A 22,625-nucleotide genomic window follows, 5' to 3' on the forward strand; every position below is an offset into this window, starting at 1 on the left:
GGGATCAGGCCGCGCGGGTGGCGCGGGCGTATCCTTCGGGATCGGAAATCTTGATCTTTTCCAATTCCTGCTCAACCTGCGTGGCGTGAACGTCCACGGCCTTGCGGGCGTTGGACAGGTCGATGTCGGGCGCCATCGGGCCTTCGGTGCGGATGCCCTGCATGCCCACCTTGATGAATTCCCACGGGCGCGTCAGTCCTTCCTTGGCCGCCGTGCCTTCAAACCCGCAATGGACCATGCAGTTCGAGCATTTCTCGTACTTGCCCACACCATACTGGTCCCAGTCGGTGCCTTCCATCAGCTCGGCAAAGGTTTCGACATAGCCTTCGCCCACCAGATAGCAGGGCTTTTGCCAGCCAAACACCGTGCGCAGCGGCATCGACCAGGGCGTGCATTCATACGAACGGTTGCCCGCGAGGAAGTCGAGGAACAGCGGCGAATTGGTGAATTTCCACGCCTTGCCGCCGCCTTCGCCCGGCTTGGCATTCTTGGCCGCGCCGCGCTTGAGCAGGTCGCGGAACAGGTTCTTGGTCTTTTCGCGGTTCAGGAAATGCTCCTGATCGGCGGCGCGTTCATAGGCATAACCGGGGCTGATGGTCACCTCGACATCGAGGCTGGTCATCAGGTCGAGGAACTTGGCCATGCTCTCGGGTTTGGCGTCGTTGAACACGGTGCAATTGACCTGAACGCGGAAGCCCTTCGACTTGGCCAGATGGATCGCTTCGAGAGCGACGTCATAGGTGCCTTCCTGATCCACGGCCTTGTCATGCATGGCCTTGTCGCCATCGAGATGGATCGACCAGGTGAAATAGGACGAGGGCTTGTAGTCGTTGATCTTCTTTTTCAGCAGCAGCGCGTTGGTGCAAAGGATCACGAATTTCTTGCGCGCGATATAGCCTTCGACAATCTTGGGCATATCCCGGTGCAGCAGCGGTTCGCCGCCTGCGATCGACACGGCGGGCGCGCCCGATTCCTCGATTGCGGCCATACATTCCTCCACCGACAGGCGGCGGTTGAGGATCGCGTCGGGATAATCGATCTTGCCGCAGCCCGGGCAGGCAAGATTGCAGCGCAGCAGCGGCTCAAGCATCAGCACGAGCGGGTATTTGCCGCCCTTGATCTGGCTGGAAATGGCATGACCGGCAATGCGAAGGGCGGGGCCAAGGGGAAGGGACAAGGGGGCTTACTCCAACTAAGGCGTTATACGCGGGCGCGGGCTGGTTCGCCCGCCCGGCGCAAGGCCGCAGGCAGGCTGAACGACACGTTTTCGCGGATGCCGTCAAGCTCTGAGACGGTTATTTTTCGCGAAAGGGCGATTGCGGCAATCACATCCTCGACCAGTTCCTCGGGCGCGCTGGCCCCGGCGGTGACGCCAAGGCGTTCGACCCCGTCCAGCCATTGCGGATCCAGATCGCCCGCATCGCCCACCAGCCATGCCGGTTTGCCCAGCGAAAGCGCGACATCGCGCAGCCGGTTCGAATTGCTGGAATTGGCCGCGCCCACCACGATCAGCGCATCGCATTCCTCCACCAGCGCGCGCACGGCATTCTGGCGGTTCTGCGTGGCATAGCAGATGTCGGACACATCCGGCCCGGCCACATCGTCAAAGCGATCATGCAGCGCGGCAATGACGCCGCGCGTATCGTCAACCGACAGCGTGGTCTGCGTCACATAGGCAATCGAGCTGTCCGTGCCCAGCGGCAGCGCAGCCACATCCTCGGGCGTGGCCACCAGATGGACGGGCGCCGGGATCTGGCCCAGCGTGCCCACCACCTCGGGGTGGCCTGCATGGCCGATCAGCACGACCTCGCGCCCCTCGCGGGCAAAGCGGCCGCCGTGCAGATGCACCTTGGTCACCAGCGGGCAGGTGGCGTCATAGACGGGCAATCCGCGCTGCTCGGCTTCCTGTTCGACGGTTTGCGGCACGCCATGGGCGGAAAACACCGTGACCGCGCCGGGGGGCACTTCGTCGAGCTCTTCGACAAAAATTGCGCCCATGGCGCGCAACCTGTTCACGACATGCGCGTTATGAACAATCTCATGGCGGACATAAACCGGTGCGCCATGGATCTCGAGCGCGCGTTCGACGATGCGTATCGCGCGCACCACGCCTGCGCAAAATCCGCGCGGCGAGGCGAGTTTGATGGATAAGGGGGCGGCCAGCAGCCGAGCGGGGGAACTCTCTGTCGGTGTCAAACGGTATATCCCTTTTGAACCTGTGCCCTTGGGGGGAAATAGGGCAGGGCGCGCTAAAGCGCGGTAGGCATTGTAACCGCTTCTGTTGGCAGAGAAAAGATTGCGCCAGCCTGAACCGCGGCTTCATTGCGCGCTCATGCCACTTGTTTTACGTATTGCCCTGGCTCAAGGACGCGCGACAGCCCGCTGCGGCATGGCGCGCGCCACAGGGCGAGCCCATATGGTCCGGTGTTCTGGTTTGGAGTGAGCATGACAAGTCAATCGGGATTCGCATCGCTGCGGGGCGCTGTGGCGCTGGCCTTGCTGGCGCCAGTGTCGGTGGTGGCCGTGCCGGGCGCGGCCATGGCGCAGGCGGGCGATCCGGCGGCCCAGACGGTCGAAGCGCTCAACGCAGGCCTGATCGCCACGATGAAGGCGCAGGGCGGACAGGCCGCGCGCGCGCGCGTGATCGGCCCGGTGGTTGATCGCGCCTTTGATATTCCCGCGATGGCCCGCCTGTCGGTCGGCCCGCCATGGACCACCTTTTCCCCGCTGGAGCAGGCCAATGTCATTGCCGCCTTCCGCGCGATGACGGTGGCGCAATATGCCGCCAATTTCGACAGCTATTCGGGTGAGAAGCTGAGCCTTGTGGGCGGGGTGGAAACGCGCGGCACGGACAAGCTGGTGCGCACGCAGCTGACCGGGCCGGGCACCAACGAATCGCTCAACTATCGCCTGCGCGAAAATGGCGGGCAATGGCGGATCATCGACGTGTTCTATCGCAACGCAATCAGCCAGATCGCCACGCGCCGTTCCGATTTTGCAGGCGTGATCGCCAAGGGCGGGCCGGGCGCGCTGGTGGCGCATCTCAACCGGTTGGCCGCCAATCCGAAATAATTGGCGGGCAGACACGAAAAAGCCCCGGTGCGCGCATCGCCGCACCGGGGCTTTTTCGTGTCTGCCCCGCTGGGGTCAGAAATAACGCTTTTAGAAATAGCGCAGGGCCAAATGGATCACCTGCGGTTTTGCCTCATGGCTGAAAACCGCATCGCGCCATTTGGGCGGGCTGAAGACGATCTTGGCATCGCGGGAAAAGCCGACGCCTTCCTTGGGAATACCCAGAAAGTTGCGATCAACCTTCTTGTTGCCGTTCTCGTCCTGAAACACCTGCGCCGCCCATTCGCCGGGGGGCACATTGGCAAAGGTTACGCTGGTCGTGCCCTTTTGCGCGGGGGCGGACGCCTCCAGCGCGCAATCGTCCTTCAAAAAGCTCTTTTGCGGGCAAAGCGCGACATGCACCCGGCCCGCATTCGAGCGGACATTCCCGACCACCACCGTCAGCGGTGCGCCAGAATCACCGCCGCCGCCGGCAGCGGCATCGGCCCCGGCATTGGCAAGCGTCAAAGCGATCAGGGCAAGGCTCAAGCGCGGACCTCGCCCACGATATCGGCGCTCACGATTTCCGCATCGTTCCAGCGCAGCGCCTTGAGCACCGTTTCCACGATATGCGGCGCGTTGAGGCCCGCCGTGTCATATTGCTTGTCGGGCGCATCATGGTCCTGAAACACATCGGGCAGACGCATCGTGCGGATCTTGAGGCCGGTATCGGTCAGCCCTTCGTCGCTGGCCAGCGTCAGCACATGCGAGCCAAGGCCGCCGATCGCGCCTTCCTCGATGGTGACGACCACCTCATGCGTGGTGGCCAGACGGCGGATCAGATCCTCGTCCAGCGGCTTGGCAAAGCGCAGATCGGCCACGGTGGTGGGCAGGCCCTTGGCCTCCAGCACCTCGGCGGCCTTCATCGCCTCGGCCAGACGGGTGCCCAGCGAGAGGATGGCGATCTTGCCGGCCCCGCCGCGCACGACCCGCCCCTTGCCGATCTCCAGCTTCTGCGGAACTGCAGGCATCTCCACGCCCGTGCCATTGCCGCGCGGATAGCGGAAGGCAATCGGCCCGCTGTCATGACAGGCCGCCGTATAGGTCATATGGACCAGCTCGGCCTCGTCAGCCGCCGCCATCACCACGAAATTGGGCAGCGAGGCCAGATAGGTGATGTCAAACGTGCCCGCATGGGTCGCGCCATCGGCGCCCACCAGACCGGCGCGGTCGATGGCAAAGCGCACCGGCAGGTTCTGGATCGCCACGTCATGCACCACCTGATCATAGGCGCGTTGCAGGAAGGTGGAATAGATCGCGCAGAACGGACGCATCCCCTGCGCGGCAAGACCGGCGGCAAAGGTCACGGCATGTTGTTCGGCAATGCCCACGTCAAAGCTGCGATCCGGGTGCGCCTTGGCGAATTTGTCGACGCCGGTGCCCGACGGCATGGCGGCGGTGATCGCCACGATGCGCGGATCACTATCGGCAATCTTGGCCAGCGTTTCGCCAAACACGTTCTGATAGGCGGGCGCCTTGGCCGGGGCCTTGACCTGCTCGCCGGTGATGACATTGAATTTCTGGACGCCGTGATACTTGTCCGCCGCCGCCTCGGCCGGGGCATAGCCCTTGCCCTTTTGCGTGACGACATGGATCAGGCAGGGACCGGCCGCCGCATCGCGCACGTTCTCCAGCACTGGGATCAACTGTTCCAGATTGTGCCCGTCGATCGGGCCGACATAGTAAAAGCCCAGCTCCTCAAACAGGGTTCCGCCCATGACCATGCCGCGTGCAAACTCGTCGGTCTTGCTGGCCGCGCGATGCAGCGGGGCGGGCAGATGGCGCGAGAGCTTCTTGGCCATTTCGCGCAGTTCGAGGAAGGGCCGCGAGGACACCAGCCGCGCGAGGTAAGCCGACAGCCCGCCGACCGGCGGCGCAATCGACATATCATTGTCATTGAGGATGACGACCAGCCGGTTGCCCGCCGCTTGCGCATTGTTCATCGCCTCATAGGCCATGCCCGCGCTCATCGAGCCATCGCCGATGACGGCAATCGCCTTGCCGGGCTGATCGCTCATCTTGTTGGCCATGGCAAAGCCGATAGCGGCCGAAATCGAGGTGCTGGAATGGGCAGCGCCAAAGGGGTCGTATTCTGATTCGCTGCGCTTGGTGAAACCCGACAGGCCGCCCGGCTGGCGCAGGGTGCGGATGCGGTCGCGCCGCCCGGTGACGATCTTGTGCGGATAGGCCTGATGGCCCACGTCCCAGATCACCTTGTCGCGCGGCGTGTCGAACACGTAATGCAGCGCCACGGTCAATTCCACCACGCCAAGGCCGGAACCCAGATGGCCTCCGGTCTGACCAACGGTGTGAATCATTTCCTGACGCACGTCATCGGCCAACTGGCGCAATTCGCCCATCGACAGGCCGCGCATGTCGGCAGGCACCTTCACTCGATCCAGGATCGGCGTCTTCAGTTCAGCTTCCATGGCCCAGCCTTACACGGGTTAATCGGCGCTGTCGATTGATCGCATGGTGTTCATAATGCATTTGCGCTGTGCGGTTGTTGCAAGTGGGACACGCGAACCACAGGGCGGCAGGAAAAATGCGCCTGTTCGCTCCTGGCTCTTGTTTTTCCTGTATGCCTCAAGGACATGCTGCGCCTGATCGGCCCGAGGCGCCTCGTTCTATCGGCCAGCTTGGCAGGAGGGGGGCGGGCCAATAGGGTCGCTGTAAAAGTATATTCATAGGGGACTGAGGATGAAACTGGGCACGCAAGGGCTGCGGGCGATCATGCTGGCCGGGGCGGCGTTGATGCCGATGGCGGCGCAGGCGGCCGATGAAGACGCCGGTTCGCCGATTATCGTGACCGGCGCGGGGCTAAATGCGGCGCCCGCTGTGCCCGCCTATTCCTCGCGCGAAATCGACCGCGAGGCGCTGACCTCTTCGGCCTCGGGCCGGATCGAGGATGTGCTGGCCAATGTTGCAGGTTTTCAACAGTTTCGTCGTTCGGACAGCCGTTACACCAACCCTTCGGCCCAGGGCGCGACCCTGCGTGCGCTGGGCGGCAATGCGGCGGCCCGCACGCAGGTGCTGCTTGATGGCGTGCCGATGGCCGATCCGATGTTCGGCTCGGTGCCGTGGAATGCGATCACGCCCGAACGGCTCGGCTCGGTGCGGGTGACGCGGGGCGGCGGTTCGGGGGCGTTCGGTTCGGGCGCGGTGGCCGGGACGATTGAACTGAACAGCGCCGGGCGCGACACGCTGGGCCTGATTTCCGCCGAGGCGCTGGCCAATGATCGCGGCGAAACCTCGCTCTCGGGCGCGGTGGCGCCGAAACTGGGCGCGGGCTTTGCCGAAGTGTCGGGCCGCTGGGACCGGGGCGACGGCTTCTGGACCACGCCCGAAAGCCAGCGCGTCGGCGCCAGCGTCAAATCGCGCTATGATAGCTGGTCGATCGGCGCGCGCGGCGTGGCCCCGATTGCCAACAATGTCGAATTGCAGGCGCGCGCGATGGTCTTTGACGATCACCGCGTGCTGCGCTTTGCCGGGGCCACCAGCCATTCGAGCGGCGAGGATTTCTCGCTGCGTCTGGTCGGGCGCGGGCCGTGGCAGTTTGACGCGCTGGCCTATATTCAGGACCGCGGCTTCTCCAATGTCACCATTTCGGCCACGACCTTCCGCCCCAGCCTTGACCAGCGCCAGACGCCCGCCACCGGCCTTGGCGGCAAGATCGAGATCCGCCCGCCGGTCGGGCCGGACCATCTGCTGCGCGTGGGCAGCGACTGGCGCCGCGCGCGGGGTGATCTCAACGAAGTGGCTTATAATGCCGCCACCGGGGCGGTCACGGCCTATCGCTGGGCGGGCGGGCGCAATGATGATCTGGGCTTTTATGCCGAGGACGACTGGAAACTGGGCCCGCTGACGCTGACGGGCGGGGTGCGCACGGATCGCTGGAGCGTGAATGCGGGCTATAACCGGGCCGCCAATGCCGCGGGCGTCGTCACCGCCAACACCGCCTATGATCCGCGCAGCGACTGGGCGGTGACGGGGCGCGGCGGGGCTTTGCTGAAACTGGCGCCGGGGCTGGAACTGCGCGGCTCGGCCTACAGCGGGTTGCGCCAGCCCACGATCAATGAATTGTATCGCAGCTTCACGCTGGTGGCCTCGGGCATTTCGACCGTGACCAATGCCAATCCGGCGCTGGGCAATGAAATGATGCAGGGCTATGAGGCGGGCGTCGATTTCACGCCGGTCCCGGCTTTGAAACTCTCGGCCACGGCTTTTTATAACCGCGTGGCCCATGCCATTGCCAATGTCACCACGGCGCAAACCGCCACGGTGATCACCCGCGTGCGCCAGAATGTAGATGCGATCCGCGCGCGCGGCCTTGAATTTGCCGCCGCCCTCGATCTGGGCAAGGTGAGCCTGGATGGCAGTCTCGCCCTGACCGATGCGGTGGTGCGGGCCAGCGGGACGCAAATCGCGCTGAACGGTATGCGTCCGGCCCAGACGCCCAAGATCGCCGCCAGCGCCACCGTCACGTGGAAGCCGCGCGATGGCTGGCAGGGGGCCGTGGTGCTGCGCCATTTCGGATCGCAGTATGAGGACGATCTGCAAGCCTATCTGATGCCTTCGGCCACCACCATCGGCGCCTTTGTTCAGGCCCCGCTGGGCCATGGCGTTAGCTTCATCCTGCGCGGCGAAAATCTGGCCGATGTGACCGTCATTACCCGCAATCAGGCGGGCAGCATGGACATTGGCGCGCCGCGCACGGTCTGGGCGGGATTCCGCTTTGGCTTGAAATAAGCGGTTTGGGTTGAAGTAAGGGCATCATGCGGGCATGGGAGGAGCCATGCCCGCCTTCACCCTTAATGGCCATCCCGTCGATCTGCGCATGGATGCGCAGACGCCCCTGCTGTGGGGCTTGCGCTGCGGCGCGAACCTGACGGGCGCGAAATATGGCTGCGGCACGGGCGAATGCGGCGCATGCATGGTGATGGTCGACGGGCAGGCGCTGCCCTCATGCCAGATGACTTTGGCGCAGGCGCAAGGCCGCGCGATCACCACCATCGAGGGGTTGAGCCGCGACCGTTCACACCCGCTGCAACAGGCGCTGGTGGCCGAGGGCGCGATCCAATGCGGTTTCTGCACGCCGGGCATTGTCATGGCCGGGGCGGCGCTGCTGGCCGCCAATGCGGACCCCAGCACCGAGGATATCGGCAAGGCCGTCACCAATCTTTGTCGCTGCGGCATCTATCCCCGGCTGGTCCGCGCGATCCAGCGCGCCGGGCGGGTGATGCGGGGCCTGGAAACTATTGCCGCGGCCCCCGCGCCCGGCGGCAGCGCCCGACAAGGACCGGGCAGCGCGCCGCAAGCGCGCGGCGATAACGATCAAAGGAGCATCCCATGAAGGCAACCATCTGGCACAATCCGGCCTGCGGCACATCGCGCAAGACCTTGGCAATTCTGGAGGAAACGCCCGGCATTGAGCTGACCGTGGTGGAATATCTCAAGACCCCGCCTTCTGCTGAAAAGCTGGCCCAGCTTTATCGCGATGCGGGCATGACGCCGCAGGCGGGGCTGCGCCTGCGGGGCACCGATGCGGTTGAACGGAGGCTGCCCGATGCCGATGACGCCACCGTGCTGGCCGCCATGGCCGCCGAGCCCAAGCTGATCGAGCGACCTCTGGTGGAAACCGAGAAAGGTGTGGCGCTGTGCCGCCCGCAGGAACTGGTGGCCCAGATCCTTTAGAACCATATCCGTTATCGTGGATTACTGTTCCGATGGCGTGCGGTTTGCGGCAAATGATACGCATGGCCGCTTGCCAACGGGCTTGCAGTTTTGCAAACCTTTGGGCAGAGCACGCAATCCTAGGGTAGGGATTTGACAAGAGCATGACAACCGAACTGGCCGGACAGGCGCCGCTTGCCAAAGTGAAAAGTCGGCTGAAACGGGCGCTGGGGCCGTGGGGGGTCTTTTTTGAAGGCTTCCTGAAAAACCCTGTTATGGTCGGCTCGATCGTGCCCTCCTCGCGCTTTACCATCAACCGCGTGCTGTCCGCTGTCGATTGGGACAATACCAAGCTCTTCGTCGAATATGGGCCGGGCGTGGGCACCTTCTGCCAGCCTGTCCTAGACCGCCTGCGCCGCGACGGCACGCTGCTGGTCATCGACCTCAACCCCGATTTCATCGAATATCTCTCGCACACGATCACCGACAGCCGCTTTGTCGCGGTCCATGGTTCGGCGGCGGATGTTGAAGAGATCATTCGCGCCCACGGCCATGAAAAGGCCGACTACATCATCTCGGGCCTGCCTTTCTCGACCCTGCCGCCCGGCGTCGGCCCGGCCATCGCGGCGGCCACCTACCGCGTGCTGCGCAAGGGCGGAGCTTTCCTCGTGTACCAATTCACCCCCCGCGCGGGCGATTTCATGGCCCAGTTCTTCAAGCGCATCGACAAGGGGCTGGAGTGGATCAATGTCCCGCCCTGCTTCCTGTTCTGGGGGTGGAAGGACGAGGATTGATTTCGGGGGCGGGGGTTTTATGCCTCCGGCGGGCAAAGGGTCTTGGACCCTTTGCAATCCCTTTAATGGGGGAGCGCTTCGTTCATGGCGGGGCGCTTTTTTGTTTCTAAAGCCTGCGGCGCGGCGAACTTGCGCTAAAGGTGCCGCAGGCTTTAATTTTCAAACGCCGCGTCCGACACTCAACGCCGCACCTATCGCGCAATGCAGACAGTAACGGGAGCGCGAGGGTCGAGACCCTCGCATTCATCCCTTCCTAAAACCTAATTCACTCAAACGTCGCCATAATATCATCCACGCTCGGCCCGGCCAGTTGCCGGTGGATCGCGGCCATCAGCCCGGCGATATAGAGTGTGACGATGGCGGCCAGCACAGAGGATACCACCGCCGAGACGATCCGCCCCACGTCCGGCCCCCCGGCCAGCGTGCCGATCGACCCGCCGATGGAAATGACGGCGAGCATCGCCACCATCACCACAATGCCCACCAGCACGGCGAAGCCAAAGAGGCGCCAGCCATTGCCGCGCGTGATCGCCCATGACCGCATCAGCGCGCGCGCGGGATTATAGACCCGCTCCACCGCCACCACCGGCCCAACCAGCGACATGCGGACATAGGCAGCCGCCGCCACGATCATCACCACGATCATCCCGGCCACCGCCAGCGTCGGCTGCTTGGTAAGGGTCAGCACGCCGATCAGTCCACCGCCGACCAGCGCCACCGCCGCCGCCAGCAGGATCTGCGCCAGCACATAGGGAAACACGCCCTTGGCCCCCAGCGTCAACGCCTGCCCCACGGTAGGACGGCTGCGGTCGGTGAACAGCGTCAGGATGGCCAGCACGCCCACGGCCTGAAACAGGATCATCGGAATCACAAAGGGCAGGGCGGTGGCATAGAATTGTTCGATCGCCTGCATCGATTGCGCGGGCGAGGCCCCTTGCGCGGCGGGCGGATCGGGCATCAGCAGCGCAAAGGCCAGACGCGGCAGCAGGAAGAACACCCCGGCCAGAGCCAGCAGGACATCCCGATTGGCCAGAATCGCCGAATGGGCCGTCCGCCAGGCCAGATTGCTGTCAAAACGCATCGGGGTACTCCTTTCGCGCCAAGCCCGGCCCATATGCCTGCGGCGCATCTGCCCCCTTGATAAGCGGAGCGGATTGCCCCACGCAAGAATCATGGTCATGCAAGATGCAATCAAGGCTGAGATTCTGCTCGAAAACGGCGTCGCCGTGCGCCGGGATTATGAGCCTGTGTCGTATCGCGAGGCTCTGGATTTTCAGACCGCGCGCAATAATGCGATTTATGAAGGGCTTGCACCCGATCTGATCTGGCTGCTCGAACATCCCCCGGTCTATACGGCGGGCACCAGCGCCAAGGCGGATGACATGCTCGATCCGCGCTTCGAAGTGGTCGAGGCCGGGCGCGGCGGCAAATATACCTATCACGGGCCGGGGCAGCGGATCGGCTATGTGCTGATCGACCTGAAGCAGCGCGCGCGCGATGTGCGCGGCTTTGTCCATGCTCTGGAAGGCTGGGTGATCGACACTTTGGCCGATTTCGGGGTGGAAAGCTGGCGCAGCGAGGCGGGCGTTGGCATCTGGACCCGCGATATTGATGGCTCCGAGGCCAAGATCGGCGCGATCGGCGTGCGCATCCGCCGCTGGGTGACGATGCATGGGTTTTCGGTCAATCTGAACCCGGACCTGTCGCATTTCACCGGCATCGTGCCTTGCGGAATCGCCGAGAAAGGCGTCACCTCGCTGGCCCGCCTTGGCATCGCCGTTTCGGCGCAGCAATGGGATGAAGCTTTGCTGGCCCGCGCGGATCAGTTTCTGGCCAAGCTGGAGCAGGCATGTCCGCCCGTGGCAACATCGGAAGGGAATCAGGCATGAAGCGCGCCGTCACCATTCTGGCTCTCACGCTCGCTCTGGGCGGATGTTGGGGCAAGAAGGCCAGCAAGGCCGATGACCAGCGCACCGCCTCGGGCCAGATCCTGCCCGGTTCGACCAGCGATGCCATGATTGCCTATGAAGCGCTGACCTCGCGGGCGCCTTTGGCCCCGCGCGCTGTGGCCGCCGCGCCCAGCGCCGCGCCGACCGAAGCGGCCGCGCCCGAAGAAGCCGACAGCGCCGCCGAATAAGTGCGAACCCGGCCCGCCGAAAACCTTGCGGCGGGCCGGGCAGCATTGGGCGAGAGGCTGACCATAGGGGACGGAGTGTGATCCTGCTGGTCAGCATCGCTCGTACTGGCCCGGCCGAGAGGGGGGAGCCGGGGCCAGCGATCAGGCCGAATAGGGCGGAAAGCTGGTATAGCCTTCTGCGCTGTTGCCGTACCATGCCGAAGGATCGCCTCCTTCGGTCCACGGATGCCCGTGGGCGATACGGTCGACCAGATCGGGATTGGTAATAAAGGGCCGTCCATAAGAGATGGCGTCGGCCTCGCCCTTTTCAAGAGCCGCCTCGCCCGATTCCGCCGTGTAATCGGCATTATCGACCACCGGGCCTTTAAAGATGGTTTTGAGATGCGCAGACCGGCGCGGCCCAAGGCCCGAACCGAACGTGCCGCTGGGCAGCGGATCGCGGATTTCGAGGAAGCCGATGTTCAGGTCATCGAGCACCTTTGCCGCATGGTCGAACAGGGCATAGGTGTCGCTGTCCTCGACGCCCTGAATGCCGTCATTGGGCGAGAGGCGGACCGACACGCGCCCGGCGCCCCAGACGCGGATCAACGCCTCGGTGACTTCTTTCAGCAGGCGGGTGCGGTTTTCAATGGAGCCGCCGTAGGCATCGGTGCGGTGGTTGGTGCCGTCGCGCAGGAATTGGTCGATCAGATAGCCATTCGCGCCGTGAAGCTGGACGCCGTCGAAACCGGCTTCCTTGGCAAGGAGGGCGGCATTCTCATAATCGGCGATCAGGCGGGGGATCTCGTGGGTTTCCAGCGCGCGGGCTTCGACATAGGGCTGTTTGCCCTGATAGGTATGCGCTTCGCCCGGCGCGGTGGTGGCACTGGCCGAAACGGGCTGGATGCCGTGAAGTTCGGGGTGCGATACGCGGCCCATATGCCACAATTGCAGGACGATCCGACCGCCCGCATCATGCACGGCCTGCGTCACCTGCTTCCAGCTTTCGGCCTGTTCGCGGTTCCAGATGCTCGGCGCATTGGGCCAACCGCGCCCCTCGGCGCTGATCGCGGTGGCTTCGGAAATGATCAGGCCCGCCCCGGCGCGCTGGGCGTAATATTGCGCCATCAGCGGGTTGGCGAGACCTTCGCGGTTGGATCGCGCGCGGGTCAGCGGTGCCATCAGGATGCGGTTGGGGGCGGCAATATCGCCAAGGGCGATTGGCGTGAGTAGCGGGTTTGTCATGCTCCTGATGTTGTGCTGCGCCGCGACAATGTCCAGTGCAAGCAGATCTTTTGAGGGGACAAGAAACACTAACGGGGCGCAAGGCCTGAACCTTGCGCCCCGCCGACAGATTTCGCCAATCAGGCCTTAGGCGGCCAGTTCAAACGGCGCGATTTCGCCCGAGAGATAGAGCTTCTTGGCCTTGGCGCGCGAAAGCTTGCCCGAAGAGGTGCGCGGCAGGGTGCGCGGCGGCACCAGTTCGACGATGGCCGGATGGCCCAGAATCGCGCGCACCTTTTCGGCCACGGCATTCTTCAGCTTCAACCGTTCGGCCGGGTCGGAAACGCGGCAATGGACCAGCACGGCGGCGGTTTCCTCGCCGGTTTCGGTTTCCAGGCTGAAGGCGGCAATATCGCCCTGATGGAAACCGGGGAGCTGTTCCACCGCCCATTCGATGTCCTGGGGCCAGTGGTTCTTGCCGTTGATGATGATCATGTCCTTGGCGCGGCCGACGATGAACAGATAGCCCTCGGCGTTCTGATAACCCATGTCGCCGGTGTCCAGCCAGCCATCGACCAGACAGGCCGCCGTGGCTTCGGGATCGCGGAAATAGGAGTGCATGACCGAAGGCCCCTTGCACCACACCTTGCCGATCTGGTGATGGGCCAGAGCCTTGCCCGCCCCGTCGCGGACCTCGATTTCCATGTCCAGCACCGGCTTGCCGCAATTGACGATGGCGCGATAGCGGGCCGGGCGCGACAGATCGCGCGGCTGGCCCGACAGGCGCTCTTCCTCGACCAGTTCCACGCGGATGCCTTCGCCCGGCGGCATGATGGTGACCGAGAGCGTGGCTTCGGCAAGGCCGTAGGAGGGCAGGAAGGCGCTGGCCTTGAACCCGGCGGGGGCAAAGGCGTTGACAAAGCTCTGCATCACATCGGGGCGGATCATGTCCGCGCCATTGCCCGCGAGGCGCCAGCGCGACAGGTCAAAGCGTTCGTCCACATGGCTCTGGCTGGAAATGCGGCGCGCGCAGATGTCATAGCCGAAGGTGGGCGAATAGGAGATCGAATTGCCCGGATTGCGGGTGATCATGTCCAGCCAGGCCAGCGGGCGGCGGGCAAAATCCTCGGTCTTGAGGTAATCGGTCGACACCTGATTGGCGATGATCGAGAGGAAGCAGCCGACCAGACCCATGTCGTGATACCACGGCAGCCACGAGATGCAGCGGTCCTCGTTGCGCATTTGCATGGCCAGCCCGTGGCCGCGCAGATTGTTGAGCAGCGAGGTGTGGGTGACGGCCACGCCATGGGGAAAACGGGTCGAGCCCGAGGAATATTGCAGATAGCAGATGTCATCGCCCGATGCCTGCGGCAATTCGACCGGCACCACCGGATCGGCGGCCAGCACATCCCAGCCCAGCCCTTCGCACGCGCCGCCCTTGGCGTTGTGCGCCTGTGCGGCGGCAAGGCCCAGATGGCCGATTTCGGGCGGATAGAAGAACCACGAGGGATCGCTGCTGCCCAATTGCACGGCGAGCTGGTCGATATAATTATCCTTGCCGCCAAAGCTGGTGGGCAAGGGCAGCGGCACCGGCCATGCGCCGGCATAGATCACGCCGCAGAACAGCGCGGCAAAATCAGCGCCCGTTTCGGCAACCATGGCGATTCGGTCGCCCTTATTCACGCCGCGCGCGATCAGGCGATGCGCCATGGCGATTGCATCATGGCGCAATTCGCGGAACGGATAGGGCCGGATCAGATTGCCGCGCGGATCGTGAAAGTTCAGCCCGCGTGTGCCTTTGGCCGCATAATCCAGCGCCTCGCCAAAGGTGGCGAAATCACCAAAGCGGCGCGGCAGGTCGCAGGCGTTGGGCGTGGGGATCAGGGCGGCGTTGGTCGCTTCGATCACGGCGGCGTCGGTCATGGTCTTATCCGTCTTGGGTTATGCCCGCTGCCCTTGCGTGCGAAGGCAAAGGCGGCAGGCATCGAAAACTGGCCCGCAAATCGGGTGACGCGGGGGGTCCCCTTTGGCGCGCGACTGTGGCACGAATATGGCCGATGGATGATGAGACGCGCCCCAATCGCCGCAAAATGGCCCCAAAGCCCCTCGATTCGACCCGGATTGAGGAAATGGCGCTGGCCTATGTCGCGCGTTTCGCCACCAGCGCGGGGCGGCTGGAAGACTATCTGCTGCGCAAATTGCGCGAGCGGGGATGGGACGGGGAAGGGCCGCCGGAGGCCAAAGTGGCCGCGATTGTCGAGCGGCATGTCGAGCTGGGCTATATTGACGATGAGAGCTATGCCCGGATGAAGACGGGCAGCCTGCTGCGCCGGGGCCTTGGGCAGCGGCGGATCGCGCAGGCGCTGGGGCAGGCGGGGATTGACGAGGATATCCGCGCCGAGGTGATGCCGGGCGAAGCGGCCGCGCGCGAGGCGGCGCTGGCTTATGCGCGGCGGCGGGGGCTGGGGCCGTTTGCGCGGCGCGCGATGCCCGATGATCCGATGGAGCGCCGCGCCCGCCGCGAAAAGGAGATCGCCGCCATGCTGCGCGCAGGCCACGCGATGGGCGCGGCGCGCGCCATACTGGAGGCCGCTGACCCGCAGGCCGCGCAGGATTGGGTTGAGGAAGCGCGCGAGGAATAGGGACCCTTTGCCCTTGCCCCTTTGCCCTTGCTTTGCCCCCCCGGCTTGGGCTAGGCGCTGAACGTCACTGGCTTTCGCGGATTCTGTCTGCGGGCAGACCTGAAATTTAGGGAAACTTGCGCAATGCTCTTCACCTGGTGGAACGGCTCCACTTTCGGCACCTGGCTCAACACCAAGTTTGGCGGCGAACAGGTTGGCACCGATTTTCAGGGTAACAAGTATTACCGCTCGAAGAAGGTCGTTCCGGCCGGCACCAACAGCCCCTTTGCGGGCATGGAGCGCCGCTGGGTGATCTATAACGGCGCCAATGATTCGAGCCGCGTTCCGGCCGAATGGCATGGCTGGCTGCACCATTCCTATGACGCTGTGCCGCAGAGCCATCTGCCGCCGCCGCGCATCTGGGAAACCGAATATACCCCCAATGCCACCGGCACCGCCAAGGCTCACCAGCCCCACCCCGAACTGCGCGGCGCGGGCAAGGCCAAGGCCGCCGGCTATGAAGCCTGGACGCCTGAAGGCTGATTGATACCATGCGCCGGACTCTGGTGTTGGCTGGCGCATATCTGGCGCTCTCGGCTTGCGGCGGTTCGTCCGAGCCCGAGACGCAGGCCACCGACGTGCCCAAGGCGGTGGCGGGCAATGCCGCCGCCCAGGCGGTCGAGAATCAGTTCGGCACCCCGGTCAAGGATCGGGTGGCGACGCTCGGCCTGCTCAACAAGCGCAACAATGAGCAGCAGGATATCGTCCTGAAAGTGGGCGAGGCGCGGCGCATCGGCAATGTCGTGGTCAAGCTGTCGAGCTGCGAAAAGACCCAGCCTTGGGAACGCCCGCAGGAAACGGGCGCCTTTGTTCAGGTCTTTGTCGAGCAGCGTTCGCAGATCTCCGATCCCCTGCGCTGGCAGAAGGTGTTTTCGGGCTGGCTGTTCCGCAATTCGCCGGGGCTGAACGTGGTTCAGCACCCGGTCTATGACGTCTGGGTCAAGGATTGCGCGATGAACTTCCCCGGCGAGGAAGAGAACCCGGCCGATTTCGCCGTTTCCAAAAGCGCGCCAAAGGCATCGGGCAGTGCGAGCACCACGCCCAGCGCCGACGCTGCCCCGGCGCCCGCCGCGCCCGCGCCCAGCCCCGAAAATCCGGACTGAACCGGCAGGCCCGGCTCCTTGGGCCGCATCGCTTCGCGCAGCATGGCCAGATAGCGCTTTTGCGGAATCTCCACCGCGCCCAGTGAGGCCAGATGGCTGGTGATGAACTGGCAGTCGAGCAGTTCGGCGCCCCCGATGCGCATGGCCGCCACCAGCCATGCCAGCGCCACCTTGGAGGCGTCGGGCACCCGGCTGAACATGCTTTCTCCGCAAAAGACCCGTTCGAAACCAACGCCATAGAGCCCGCCCACCAAGGCGCCGTCGATCCAGCATTCGATCGAATGGGCATGGCCCAGCCGGTGCAGTTCGCGATAGGAGGCTGCGATTCGCTCGCTGATCCAAGTCTCGCCGCCATCTTCGGCCTCGGCCCGGCGCGGCGCGGCGCAGGCGTCGAGCACCAGATCGAAGGCCGTGTTGCAGGTGACGGTAAACTTGCCGCGCCGCAAACTGCGCGCCAGCGAATGCGAAACGCGAAAGCCGTCGAGCGGCAAAATGCCGCGCCGCTTGGGCTCAACCCAGAAGATTTCGGGGTCGTCGCGCGAATCCGCCATCGGAAACACCCCGCCGCGATAGGCCAGCAGCAAGAGGGCAGGATCAATCAGGTCTGGGTTTTCCATTTTCACCGTGCCTGTCTAGCATCCTGTTCATCCGGGCGTGAAGAGGGAGAAAGGCCGCAAACCCCGCCTTTGAGTCCCCGCGAAAAAATACGCGCCCATCGCATATTGCCCACTTGCCAAAGCCGCGAGCCTACCCTAGAGGCGCGTCTCCCGCAGGAGTGTAGCTCAGTTGGTAGAGCATCGGTCTCCAAAACCGAGGGCCGTGGGTTCGAGTCCCTCCGCTCCTGCCAGGGTTTTCCCAGACATCTTGATTATCCAGCCCTTCGGGGCGCCGATCGGTGCATTCCGTTCCGGCTGGGTCCGAATGCCGACTTGCCAATCGCGCCGCTGCGGCTAGGGATGCGGTTTCGGGCAATGCTGTGGGGCATCTTCTAAACCATGCGTGTGATTGATCCATCGCCGGCCGCGCGCGCGGGCGAGAGGCGGCTTTATTGGTTCGCGGTGCTGCTGGCGCTGGCTTCTTGCCTGCCCGCCGTGGTCGCGCGCTATCCCCAGATGAGCGATTATCCCGCGCATCTGGCGCGTTATGCGGTGATGCTGGATGGCGGGCGCAGCGCGGATCTGGCGCGCTATTATGCGTTTCATTGGGCCTGGACGGGCAATCTTGGGGTGGACATCCTGATTCGTCCCTTTGCCGCGCTCTTCGGGCTGGAGACTGGCGGGCGGATCATTACCGGGATCATCCCGCCGCTGACCGCCTTGGGCCTGATCGCGGTGGACCGGCAATTGCACGGGCGCGTCACCATTGCCTCGCTGCTGGCCATGCCTTTTGCGTGGTCGCCGATGATGCTGATCGGCCTGCTCAATTATGCGCTGGGTCAGGCGCTGGCGCTCTGGGCCTTTGCGCTCTGGGTCTGGCTGGACCGTAAAGGGCCGGTGTGGTGGCTGCGCGGGGCGATTTTCGTACCGATCGGGCTGGTGGTGTGGCTGTCGCATCTGTCGGCATGGGGCGTGCTGGGCGTGCTGCTGCTGGGCTATGAGCTGGGCATGGGACGCGGATGGCGGGCGTTCATCGCGCCTTGGCCGCTGCTGGCGCCGCTGGTGGTGATGGTGCTGGTGCCGGGCACGGCGGGCACGTTCTCCTATGGGCCCTATTGGTGGGTCTATAAGCAGGCGATCTGGCTGAAAGCCATGCGCGATACGGTCTATGCGCTGGATTACCTGTCGCTGGTGGTGGTGGCGTTGGCCTTTCTGGCGGCGGCGGCGATGCGGCGGCTCGATGGACGGCTGGGCTGGGCGGCGGTGATGCTGCTGGCCATGACGATTGCGGTGCCGCGTCACATTTCGGGCGGGGATTATGCCGATTACCGGCTGGTGACGACGGGGTTGATGGTCTGCTGCCTGTCGATTCGCTGGCCGCGCGCGCCGGGCTGGGCGATCACGCCGGTGGTGATGCTCTATGTGGCGCGCCTGCTGATTACGACGCAGGATTGGCACGATGATTCGGCGCGGATGGAAAAGATCATGGTCGCTCTCGACCATGTGCCGCAGGGCGCTCGCGTGGCCAGCGCCGTGCTGGTAACGCGCGAGCAATGGCCGCTCAACCATTTCGAACATATCGGCGCCTATGCGGTGGTGCGCCGCCATGCGCTGGTGAATGCCAATTTCGCGGTGCCCCATGTGCATATGCTGCAATTGAAGCAGGGCGGGCGCGATTTCGATGATCCCTCGCAGCGCTTGCTGCTGCACGCCTCGCAACAGGTCGATCTGGCCAATTTCGCCCCGGCGCGTCAGGCCGACTGGCTGTGGTATGTGGGCGAGCGCGCACCCGATACTCTGCCGCAGGGCGCGGTGGTGGTCTGGCGGGGACAGGGCAGTTTGCTGACGCGGCTCAAACCGGCCTCCCTTGCAAAATAAGGCCCTCTTGCAAAATCAGGGAAGTCGGACTAGATCACCGACATCTCCCGACATCGGAGCCTTGCAAAGCCCCTCCCGGACCTGATCCGGGGCGGCGCGGCGGCAATGGCCAAAACGGTATCGGGCTTATTCGAGGATTGCGTCGATGGAAGATAAGAAGCCCAAGGTCTCTCCCGGAGAGTTCTTCAACCAGGTCAAGGTTGAGGCGCGCAAGGTGGTGTGGCCGAGCCGTCAGGAAACCGTTCAGACCGGCATCTTCGTCGGCATTCTGATGCTGATCCTCGCGATCTTCTTCCTCGGCGTCGATTCGCTCTTCGGCTACATCGTGCGCACGCTGCTGTCGCTCGCCTGAGAAAAGCATAGGAACTGTAAGATATGGCCCGCTGGTATATCATCCACGCCTATTCCGGCTTTGAAAACAAGGTCAAAGAAGCCATTCAGGCCGAAGCCGAGCGCCTTGGCCTCTCGCAGTTGGTCGAGCAGATCGAAGTGCCCTCCGAACAGGTCACCGAGGTCAAGCGCGGCAAGAAGGTTCAGGTCGAACGCAAGACCATGCCCGGCTATGTGCTGGCCAAGCTGACCATGAATGACGATGTGTATCACCTCGTCAAGAACACCGCCAAGGTCACCGGCTTTCTGGGCCATAACGGCAAGCCGCAGGCGATTTCCGAGCGCGACGCGGCCCGCTATTTCGGCCACCGCGAAATCGTCGCAACCACGGTCAAGAAGCACGTTGCCGTCGATTTCGAAATCGGCGATTCGGTCAAGGTGCTCGACGGTCCCTTCAACAGCTTCACCGGCATCGTGGAAGAGCTGGATTTCGACAAGAACCGCGTCAAGGTATCGGTGTCGATCTTTGGCCGCGCAACCCCGGTCGAGCTGGATTTCGAGCATGTCGAGCTGGTGAAGTAAGACTTCATCCGGTTTTCGGGATTGAAAAGGGCGGGGGATTTCCTCCGCCTTTTTTGTTTTGGGTTTGAAGAAGAGAGGCAAATGCGCGGGGCTGGACCCTCGCGCTCCCGTTACTGTCTGCGTTTACGCATCGGGTTAGGCGGATGGGTGTCGGACGCGGCGTCAGAAATGATAAAGCCTGCGGCGCTTCCGGCGTCACCTCGCCGCTCCGCAGGCTTTCAATCCATCACATAAGCCCGGCTTAGCCGACCTGGCGCCATCCCAGTAACGGGATTGCAAAGGGACTGAGTCCCTTTGCCCGCCGGAGGCAAGTTTTAAAACTTCAACCTCTCAAGGCCTTTGGCAAACGGAGATTGTCATGACGGAAGGCATCGCCAACACCATTCGTACATCGGCCGAATAGGATAGTCTTAATCCGACGTATGCGGTAATTCCGCTGAGATGCCATGGCAGGCTTTTCCCGGAAGGCTGACGATACCAGACTTGAATCTGGCGCGTGAGAGAGCGATCCGCCAGTTCATGCAAATGAAGACGGTCTCGCTCTGTGACGCAACTCCATGGAGGCTTAAGCAAAGCTCCGTGCATAATGGCGTAGCGGGTATAGATGACACAGCCTGAGCCGAGCATGCTGATAAGAAGCAAAAGCCCTAGTGCGCATCTTATCAGCCATGGCCGGGGGCGCCCTCTCACCTTGCCCCAAGATCCCCCATACCCACAGTCCCCGAAGCCATCCCCAGCATCCGGTCGAGGCTTTCCTTGGCCTTCAGCCGCAGCCCTTCCTCGATCTCGATCCGGGGCGTCAGGTCGCGCAGGGAGATGTAGAGCTTTTCCAGCGTGTTCAGCGCCATATAGGGGCAGATGTTGCAGTTGCAGTTGCCGTCGGCCCCCGGCGCGCCGATGAAGGTCTTGTTCGGGATGGCCAGCTGCATCTGGTGGATGATATGCGGTTCAGTGGCGACGATCAGCGTGTCGGCGGCCATTTCCTTGGCATAGTTCAGAATGCCGCTGGTCGAGCCTACATAGTCGGCATGGTCGACGATGGTGGGCGGGCATTCGGGGTGGGCCGCGATGGGCGCGCCGGGGTGCTGGGCCATCAGCTTGAGCAATTCGGTTTCGGAAAAGGCTTCATGCACGATGCACACGCCGGGCCACAGCAGCATCTCGCGGTCGAACTTGCGCGAGAGATAGCCGCCAAGGTGGCGATCGGGGCCGAAGATGATCTTCTGGTCGCGCGGGATCTGCGAGAGGATCTTTTCCGCCGAGGACGAGGTGACGATGATGTCGGAGAGCGCCTTCACCTCGGTCGAGCAGTTGATATAGGTGATGGCGATATGGTCAGGATGCGCCTCGCGGAAAGCCTTGAACTTTTCGGGCGGGCAGGCATCCTCCAGGCTGCATCCGGCGTTGAGGTCGGGCAGGACCACCGTCTTTTCGGGCGAAAGGATCTTGGCCACTTCGGCCATGAATTTCACGCCGCAAAAGGCGATGACATCGGCGTCCGTTTCGGCCGCCTTGCGCGACAGCTCCAGCGAATCGCCCACGAAATCAGCCAGATCCTGCAGTTCCGGCTTTTGATAATAATGCGCGAGGATAACCGCGTTCTTTTCCTTGCGGAGGCGGTCGATTTCGGCGCGCAGGTCAAGACCGGCGAGGCTGGCGCTCTGGGCAGTCATAATCACATCCCCTTGGGGTTCATTGGCTTTGCCGCCCAGATAGGGAGCATTGCGCAAGACCCCAAGGAAAATCTGCAATTATTGGCCCAGATCGGCGGCCAGCGCGATGATCGGCGCGTTTTGTGCCAGCAGCGCGGTCAGGATGTGGAGCGCCATATTGCTGCCCGCGCCCAGCACGGTGGCCGGGTGGACCTGTCCCATCTGGCGCTGGTCATGGCGGGCCAGCAGGGCAAAGGGCACCATTTCGACCGCCATGGCCAGCCATTCGCCGTTCAGCCCCAGCAGGGGCATCGGCAAGAGCCTCCCCAGTGCCGGATCGAGCAGCAGGACATTGGCCGCCAGAATCAGCCGTGCATGCCACGCTGTTTCGCGCCGCCGCAGCACCGCCAGCAGGATCAGCGCGGGAAATCCCAGCAGGAAGCAGGCATTGAGCGCCAGAAAATAGGCGGGCGTAAAGAAAGGCGGTATCAGTTGCCCGCCCAGCGCCGAGCGCAGCGTCATGCCGCCCACCAGCGGAACGGCCGCGATATAGGCCACCGCCAGCCACCCCATCCGCCGATGCAGCGCCAGCGCGGGCGAGGAAAGGCGCGCGGCCAGTTGCGTCTGGACCACGGCCAGCGTCAGCCAGCTGAGCATCAGCGCGCCATGGACATGGAACCAGAGCGGGACATGGCGATAGTCCACCCGCCCCAGCGCGGCGAACTGGCCAAAGCCAAGCACGATGATCAGCGCAAGGCCGAGGGTTATGCGGGCAAAGAATTGACGGTCACGATGAAGCAGGACGGCAGGCGAGGTCGATGAATGGGCCATGGATTCTCCCCCTCTCTGTGTATTGCCTAAGTATTACACCAGGCGAAGGGGGCA

The 22,625-nt window shown here is 63.7% G+C and carries 22 protein-coding genes, 1 tRNA gene and 1 pseudogene; 14 read left to right on the forward strand and 10 right to left on the reverse strand.

Annotated features, from left to right (window positions below):
• Nucleotides 1–4: 4 nt before the first annotated feature.
• Together hpnH and ispH are read right to left on the reverse strand one after the other, a co-directional pair.
• A complete protein-coding gene (gene hpnH, locus BGP00_RS20625) occupies nt 5–1,177 on the reverse strand; it encodes an adenosyl-hopene transferase HpnH (protein WP_168605632.1) in 1,173 nt (390 codons plus the stop codon).
• 23 nt (nt 1,178–1,200) lie between these two features.
• Entirely contained in the window at nt 1,201–2,163 is a 963-nt protein-coding gene (gene ispH / locus BGP00_RS20630; RefSeq protein WP_210428666.1) for a 4-hydroxy-3-methylbut-2-enyl diphosphate reductase, read from the reverse strand.
• A 282-nt stretch (nt 2,164–2,445) separates the two neighbouring features.
• On the opposite strand from ispH, the gene BGP00_RS20635 reads away from it, so the two are divergent.
• A complete protein-coding gene (locus BGP00_RS20635) occupies nt 2,446–3,072 on the forward strand; it encodes an ABC transporter substrate-binding protein (protein ID WP_168605633.1) in 627 nt (208 codons plus the stop codon).
• A 90-nt stretch (nt 3,073–3,162) separates the two neighbouring features.
• Here the strand turns inward: BGP00_RS20635 and BGP00_RS20640 are convergent, their stop codons facing one another.
• Both BGP00_RS20640 and dxs read right to left on the reverse strand, forming a co-directional pair.
• Nucleotides 3,163–3,600 carry a DUF2141 domain-containing protein gene (locus BGP00_RS20640; protein WP_168605634.1) on the reverse strand — a complete coding sequence of 146 codons (438 nt, stop codon included), beginning with the start codon at nt 3,598–3,600 and terminating at the stop codon, nt 3,163–3,165.
• The gene (dxs, locus tag BGP00_RS20645; protein ID WP_292688635.1) at nt 3,597–5,540 is read right to left on the reverse strand and encodes a 1-deoxy-D-xylulose-5-phosphate synthase; all 1,944 of its coding nucleotides are present in this window, start codon (nt 5,538–5,540) and stop codon (nt 3,597–3,599) included. The genes BGP00_RS20640 and dxs overlap by 4 nt, the downstream gene beginning before the upstream one ends.
• Before the next feature lie 271 nt (nt 5,541–5,811).
• On the opposite strand from dxs, the gene BGP00_RS20650 reads away from it, so the two are divergent.
• The 4 genes from BGP00_RS20650 to BGP00_RS20665 all read left to right on the forward strand — a co-directional run bounded on the left by BGP00_RS20650 (nt 5,812) and on the right by BGP00_RS20665 (nt 9,578).
• The gene (locus BGP00_RS20650) at nt 5,812–7,860 is read left to right on the forward strand and encodes a TonB-dependent receptor (protein WP_292688637.1); all 2,049 of its coding nucleotides are present in this window, start codon (nt 5,812–5,814) and stop codon (nt 7,858–7,860) included.
• 46 nt (nt 7,861–7,906) lie between these two features.
• A complete protein-coding gene (locus BGP00_RS20655) occupies nt 7,907–8,464 on the forward strand; it encodes a (2Fe-2S)-binding protein (RefSeq protein WP_292688639.1) in 558 nt (185 codons plus the stop codon).
• Nucleotides 8,461–8,805, forward strand: coding sequence for an arsenate reductase family protein (locus BGP00_RS20660; protein WP_292688641.1), 345 nt, complete (start codon nt 8,461–8,463; stop codon nt 8,803–8,805). Before BGP00_RS20655 ends, BGP00_RS20660 begins: the two co-directional genes overlap by 4 nt.
• A 143-nt stretch (nt 8,806–8,948) precedes the next feature.
• Entirely contained in the window at nt 8,949–9,578 is a 630-nt protein-coding gene (locus tag BGP00_RS20665) for a methyltransferase domain-containing protein (protein ID WP_168605639.1), read from the forward strand.
• A gap of 265 nt (nt 9,579–9,843) precedes the next feature.
• On the opposite strand, the gene BGP00_RS20670 is transcribed toward BGP00_RS20665, so the two are convergent.
• Entirely contained in the window at nt 9,844–10,659 is an 816-nt protein-coding gene (locus tag BGP00_RS20670) for a hypothetical protein (RefSeq protein ID WP_292688643.1), read from the reverse strand.
• A gap of 91 nt (nt 10,660–10,750) precedes the next feature.
• Between BGP00_RS20670 and lipB the strand changes: the two genes are divergently transcribed.
• Together lipB and BGP00_RS20680 are read left to right on the forward strand one after the other, a co-directional pair.
• Nucleotides 10,751–11,467 carry a lipoyl(octanoyl) transferase LipB gene (gene lipB / locus BGP00_RS20675; protein ID WP_292688645.1) on the forward strand — a complete coding sequence of 239 codons (717 nt, stop codon included), beginning with the start codon at nt 10,751–10,753 and terminating at the stop codon, nt 11,465–11,467.
• On the forward strand, nt 11,464–11,715 hold the full coding sequence (locus BGP00_RS20680) for a hypothetical protein (protein WP_292688647.1): 252 nt from the start codon (nt 11,464–11,466) through the stop codon (nt 11,713–11,715). Before lipB ends, BGP00_RS20680 begins: the two co-directional genes overlap by 4 nt.
• A gap of 141 nt (nt 11,716–11,856) precedes the next feature.
• On the opposite strand, the gene BGP00_RS20685 is transcribed toward BGP00_RS20680, so the two are convergent.
• The gene (locus BGP00_RS20685; protein WP_292688649.1) at nt 11,857–12,939 is read right to left on the reverse strand and encodes an alkene reductase; all 1,083 of its coding nucleotides are present in this window, start codon (nt 12,937–12,939) and stop codon (nt 11,857–11,859) included.
• Nucleotides 12,940–13,065: 126 nt separating this feature from the next.
• On the reverse strand, nt 13,066–14,841 hold the full coding sequence (locus BGP00_RS20690) for a fatty acyl-AMP ligase (RefSeq protein WP_292688651.1): 1,776 nt from the start codon (nt 14,839–14,841) through the stop codon (nt 13,066–13,068).
• 134 nt (nt 14,842–14,975) lie between these two features.
• Here BGP00_RS20690 and BGP00_RS20695 point away from each other — a divergent pair, with 134 nt between their 5' ends.
• From BGP00_RS20695 to BGP00_RS20705, 3 genes and pseudogenes are all read left to right on the forward strand, one after another.
• Nucleotides 14,976–15,560, forward strand: a complete 585-nt coding sequence (locus tag BGP00_RS20695) for a RecX family transcriptional regulator (RefSeq protein ID WP_292925863.1) — start codon at nt 14,976–14,978, stop codon at nt 15,558–15,560.
• A 123-nt stretch (nt 15,561–15,683) separates the two neighbouring features.
• Nucleotides 15,684–16,082 (forward strand): NADH:ubiquinone oxidoreductase subunit NDUFA12, encoded by a 399-nt coding sequence (locus BGP00_RS20700; protein WP_168605644.1) that lies wholly within the window; start codon nt 15,684–15,686, stop codon nt 16,080–16,082.
• Nucleotides 16,083–16,090: 8 nt separating this feature from the next.
• Nucleotides 16,091–16,489: pseudogene (locus tag BGP00_RS20705) on the forward strand (DUF2155 domain-containing protein); the annotation flags it as partial.
• 35 nt (nt 16,490–16,524) lie between these two features.
• On the opposite strand, the gene aat reads toward BGP00_RS20705, so the two are convergent.
• The gene (aat, locus tag BGP00_RS20710) at nt 16,525–17,319 is read right to left on the reverse strand and encodes a leucyl/phenylalanyl-tRNA--protein transferase (protein WP_172249382.1); all 795 of its coding nucleotides are present in this window, start codon (nt 17,317–17,319) and stop codon (nt 16,525–16,527) included.
• Between the two features lie 154 nt (nt 17,320–17,473).
• On the opposite strand from aat, the gene BGP00_RS20715 reads away from it, so the two are divergent.
• From BGP00_RS20715 to nusG, 4 genes are all read left to right on the forward strand, one after another.
• Nucleotides 17,474–17,549, forward strand: a tRNA-Trp gene (locus BGP00_RS20715).
• A gap of 154 nt (nt 17,550–17,703) precedes the next feature.
• A complete protein-coding gene (locus BGP00_RS20720) occupies nt 17,704–19,176 on the forward strand; it encodes a hypothetical protein (RefSeq protein ID WP_292688657.1) in 1,473 nt (490 codons plus the stop codon).
• Nucleotides 19,177–19,321: 145 nt separating this feature from the next.
• A complete protein-coding gene (gene secE, locus BGP00_RS20725; protein ID WP_168605646.1) occupies nt 19,322–19,528 on the forward strand; it encodes a preprotein translocase subunit SecE in 207 nt (68 codons plus the stop codon).
• A 23-nt stretch (nt 19,529–19,551) separates the two neighbouring features.
• Nucleotides 19,552–20,088: a transcription termination/antitermination protein NusG gene (nusG, locus tag BGP00_RS20730; RefSeq protein ID WP_168605647.1), complete on the forward strand. Its 537-nt coding sequence runs from the start codon at nt 19,552–19,554 to the stop codon at nt 20,086–20,088.
• A 686-nt stretch (nt 20,089–20,774) separates the two neighbouring features.
• Here nusG and nadA read toward each other — a convergent pair.
• Entirely contained in the window at nt 20,775–21,761 is a 987-nt protein-coding gene (nadA, locus tag BGP00_RS20735) for a quinolinate synthase NadA (protein ID WP_292688660.1), read from the reverse strand.
• Between the two features lie 78 nt (nt 21,762–21,839).
• Complete coding sequence (locus tag BGP00_RS20740; RefSeq protein ID WP_292688662.1) at nt 21,840–22,571, reverse strand: hypothetical protein; 732 nt, start codon at nt 22,569–22,571, stop codon at nt 21,840–21,842.
• Between the last annotated feature and the right edge of the window lie 54 nt (nt 22,572–22,625).

This window comes from Novosphingobium sp. 63-713, from assembly GCF_001898925.1.
In the GTDB taxonomy this organism is placed as follows: Bacteria; Pseudomonadota; Alphaproteobacteria; order Sphingomonadales; family Sphingomonadaceae; genus Novosphingobium.

What these genes read in the sequence shown, in the direction of transcription:
- BGP00_RS20690 (WP_292688651.1), bottom strand. Translation starts at nt 14,841, where the DNA reads ATGACCGACGCCGCCGTGATCGAAGCGACCAACGCCGCCCTGATCCCC.
- BGP00_RS20650 (WP_292688637.1), top strand. Translation starts at nt 5,812, where the DNA reads ATGAAACTGGGCACGCAAGGGCTGCGGGCGATCATGCTGGCCGGGGCG.
- lipB (WP_292688645.1), top strand. Translation starts at nt 10,751, where the DNA reads ATGGTCATGCAAGATGCAATCAAGGCTGAGATTCTGCTCGAAAACGGC.
- secE (WP_168605646.1), top strand. Translation starts at nt 19,322, where the DNA reads ATGGAAGATAAGAAGCCCAAGGTCTCTCCCGGAGAGTTCTTCAACCAG.
- BGP00_RS20660 (WP_292688641.1), top strand. Translation starts at nt 8,461, where the DNA reads ATGAAGGCAACCATCTGGCACAATCCGGCCTGCGGCACATCGCGCAAG.
- BGP00_RS20655 (WP_292688639.1), top strand. Translation starts at nt 7,907, where the DNA reads ATGCCCGCCTTCACCCTTAATGGCCATCCCGTCGATCTGCGCATGGAT.
- BGP00_RS20680 (WP_292688647.1), top strand. Translation starts at nt 11,464, where the DNA reads ATGAAGCGCGCCGTCACCATTCTGGCTCTCACGCTCGCTCTGGGCGGA.
- BGP00_RS20700 (WP_168605644.1), top strand. Translation starts at nt 15,684, where the DNA reads ATGCTCTTCACCTGGTGGAACGGCTCCACTTTCGGCACCTGGCTCAAC.
- BGP00_RS20740 (WP_292688662.1), bottom strand. Translation starts at nt 22,571, where the DNA reads ATGGCCCATTCATCGACCTCGCCTGCCGTCCTGCTTCATCGTGACCGT.
- aat (WP_172249382.1), bottom strand. Translation starts at nt 17,319, where the DNA reads ATGGAAAACCCAGACCTGATTGATCCTGCCCTCTTGCTGCTGGCCTAT.
- BGP00_RS20695 (WP_292925863.1), top strand. Translation starts at nt 14,976, where the DNA reads ATGGATGATGAGACGCGCCCCAATCGCCGCAAAATGGCCCCAAAGCCC.
- BGP00_RS20635 (WP_168605633.1), top strand. Translation starts at nt 2,446, where the DNA reads ATGACAAGTCAATCGGGATTCGCATCGCTGCGGGGCGCTGTGGCGCTG.
- BGP00_RS20670 (WP_292688643.1), bottom strand. Translation starts at nt 10,659, where the DNA reads ATGCGTTTTGACAGCAATCTGGCCTGGCGGACGGCCCATTCGGCGATT.
- nadA (WP_292688660.1), bottom strand. Translation starts at nt 21,761, where the DNA reads ATGACTGCCCAGAGCGCCAGCCTCGCCGGTCTTGACCTGCGCGCCGAA.
- BGP00_RS20685 (WP_292688649.1), bottom strand. Translation starts at nt 12,939, where the DNA reads ATGACAAACCCGCTACTCACGCCAATCGCCCTTGGCGATATTGCCGCC.
- nusG (WP_168605647.1), top strand. Translation starts at nt 19,552, where the DNA reads ATGGCCCGCTGGTATATCATCCACGCCTATTCCGGCTTTGAAAACAAG.
- dxs (WP_292688635.1), bottom strand. Translation starts at nt 5,540, where the DNA reads ATGGAAGCTGAACTGAAGACGCCGATCCTGGATCGAGTGAAGGTGCCT.
- BGP00_RS20665 (WP_168605639.1), top strand. Translation starts at nt 8,949, where the DNA reads ATGACAACCGAACTGGCCGGACAGGCGCCGCTTGCCAAAGTGAAAAGT.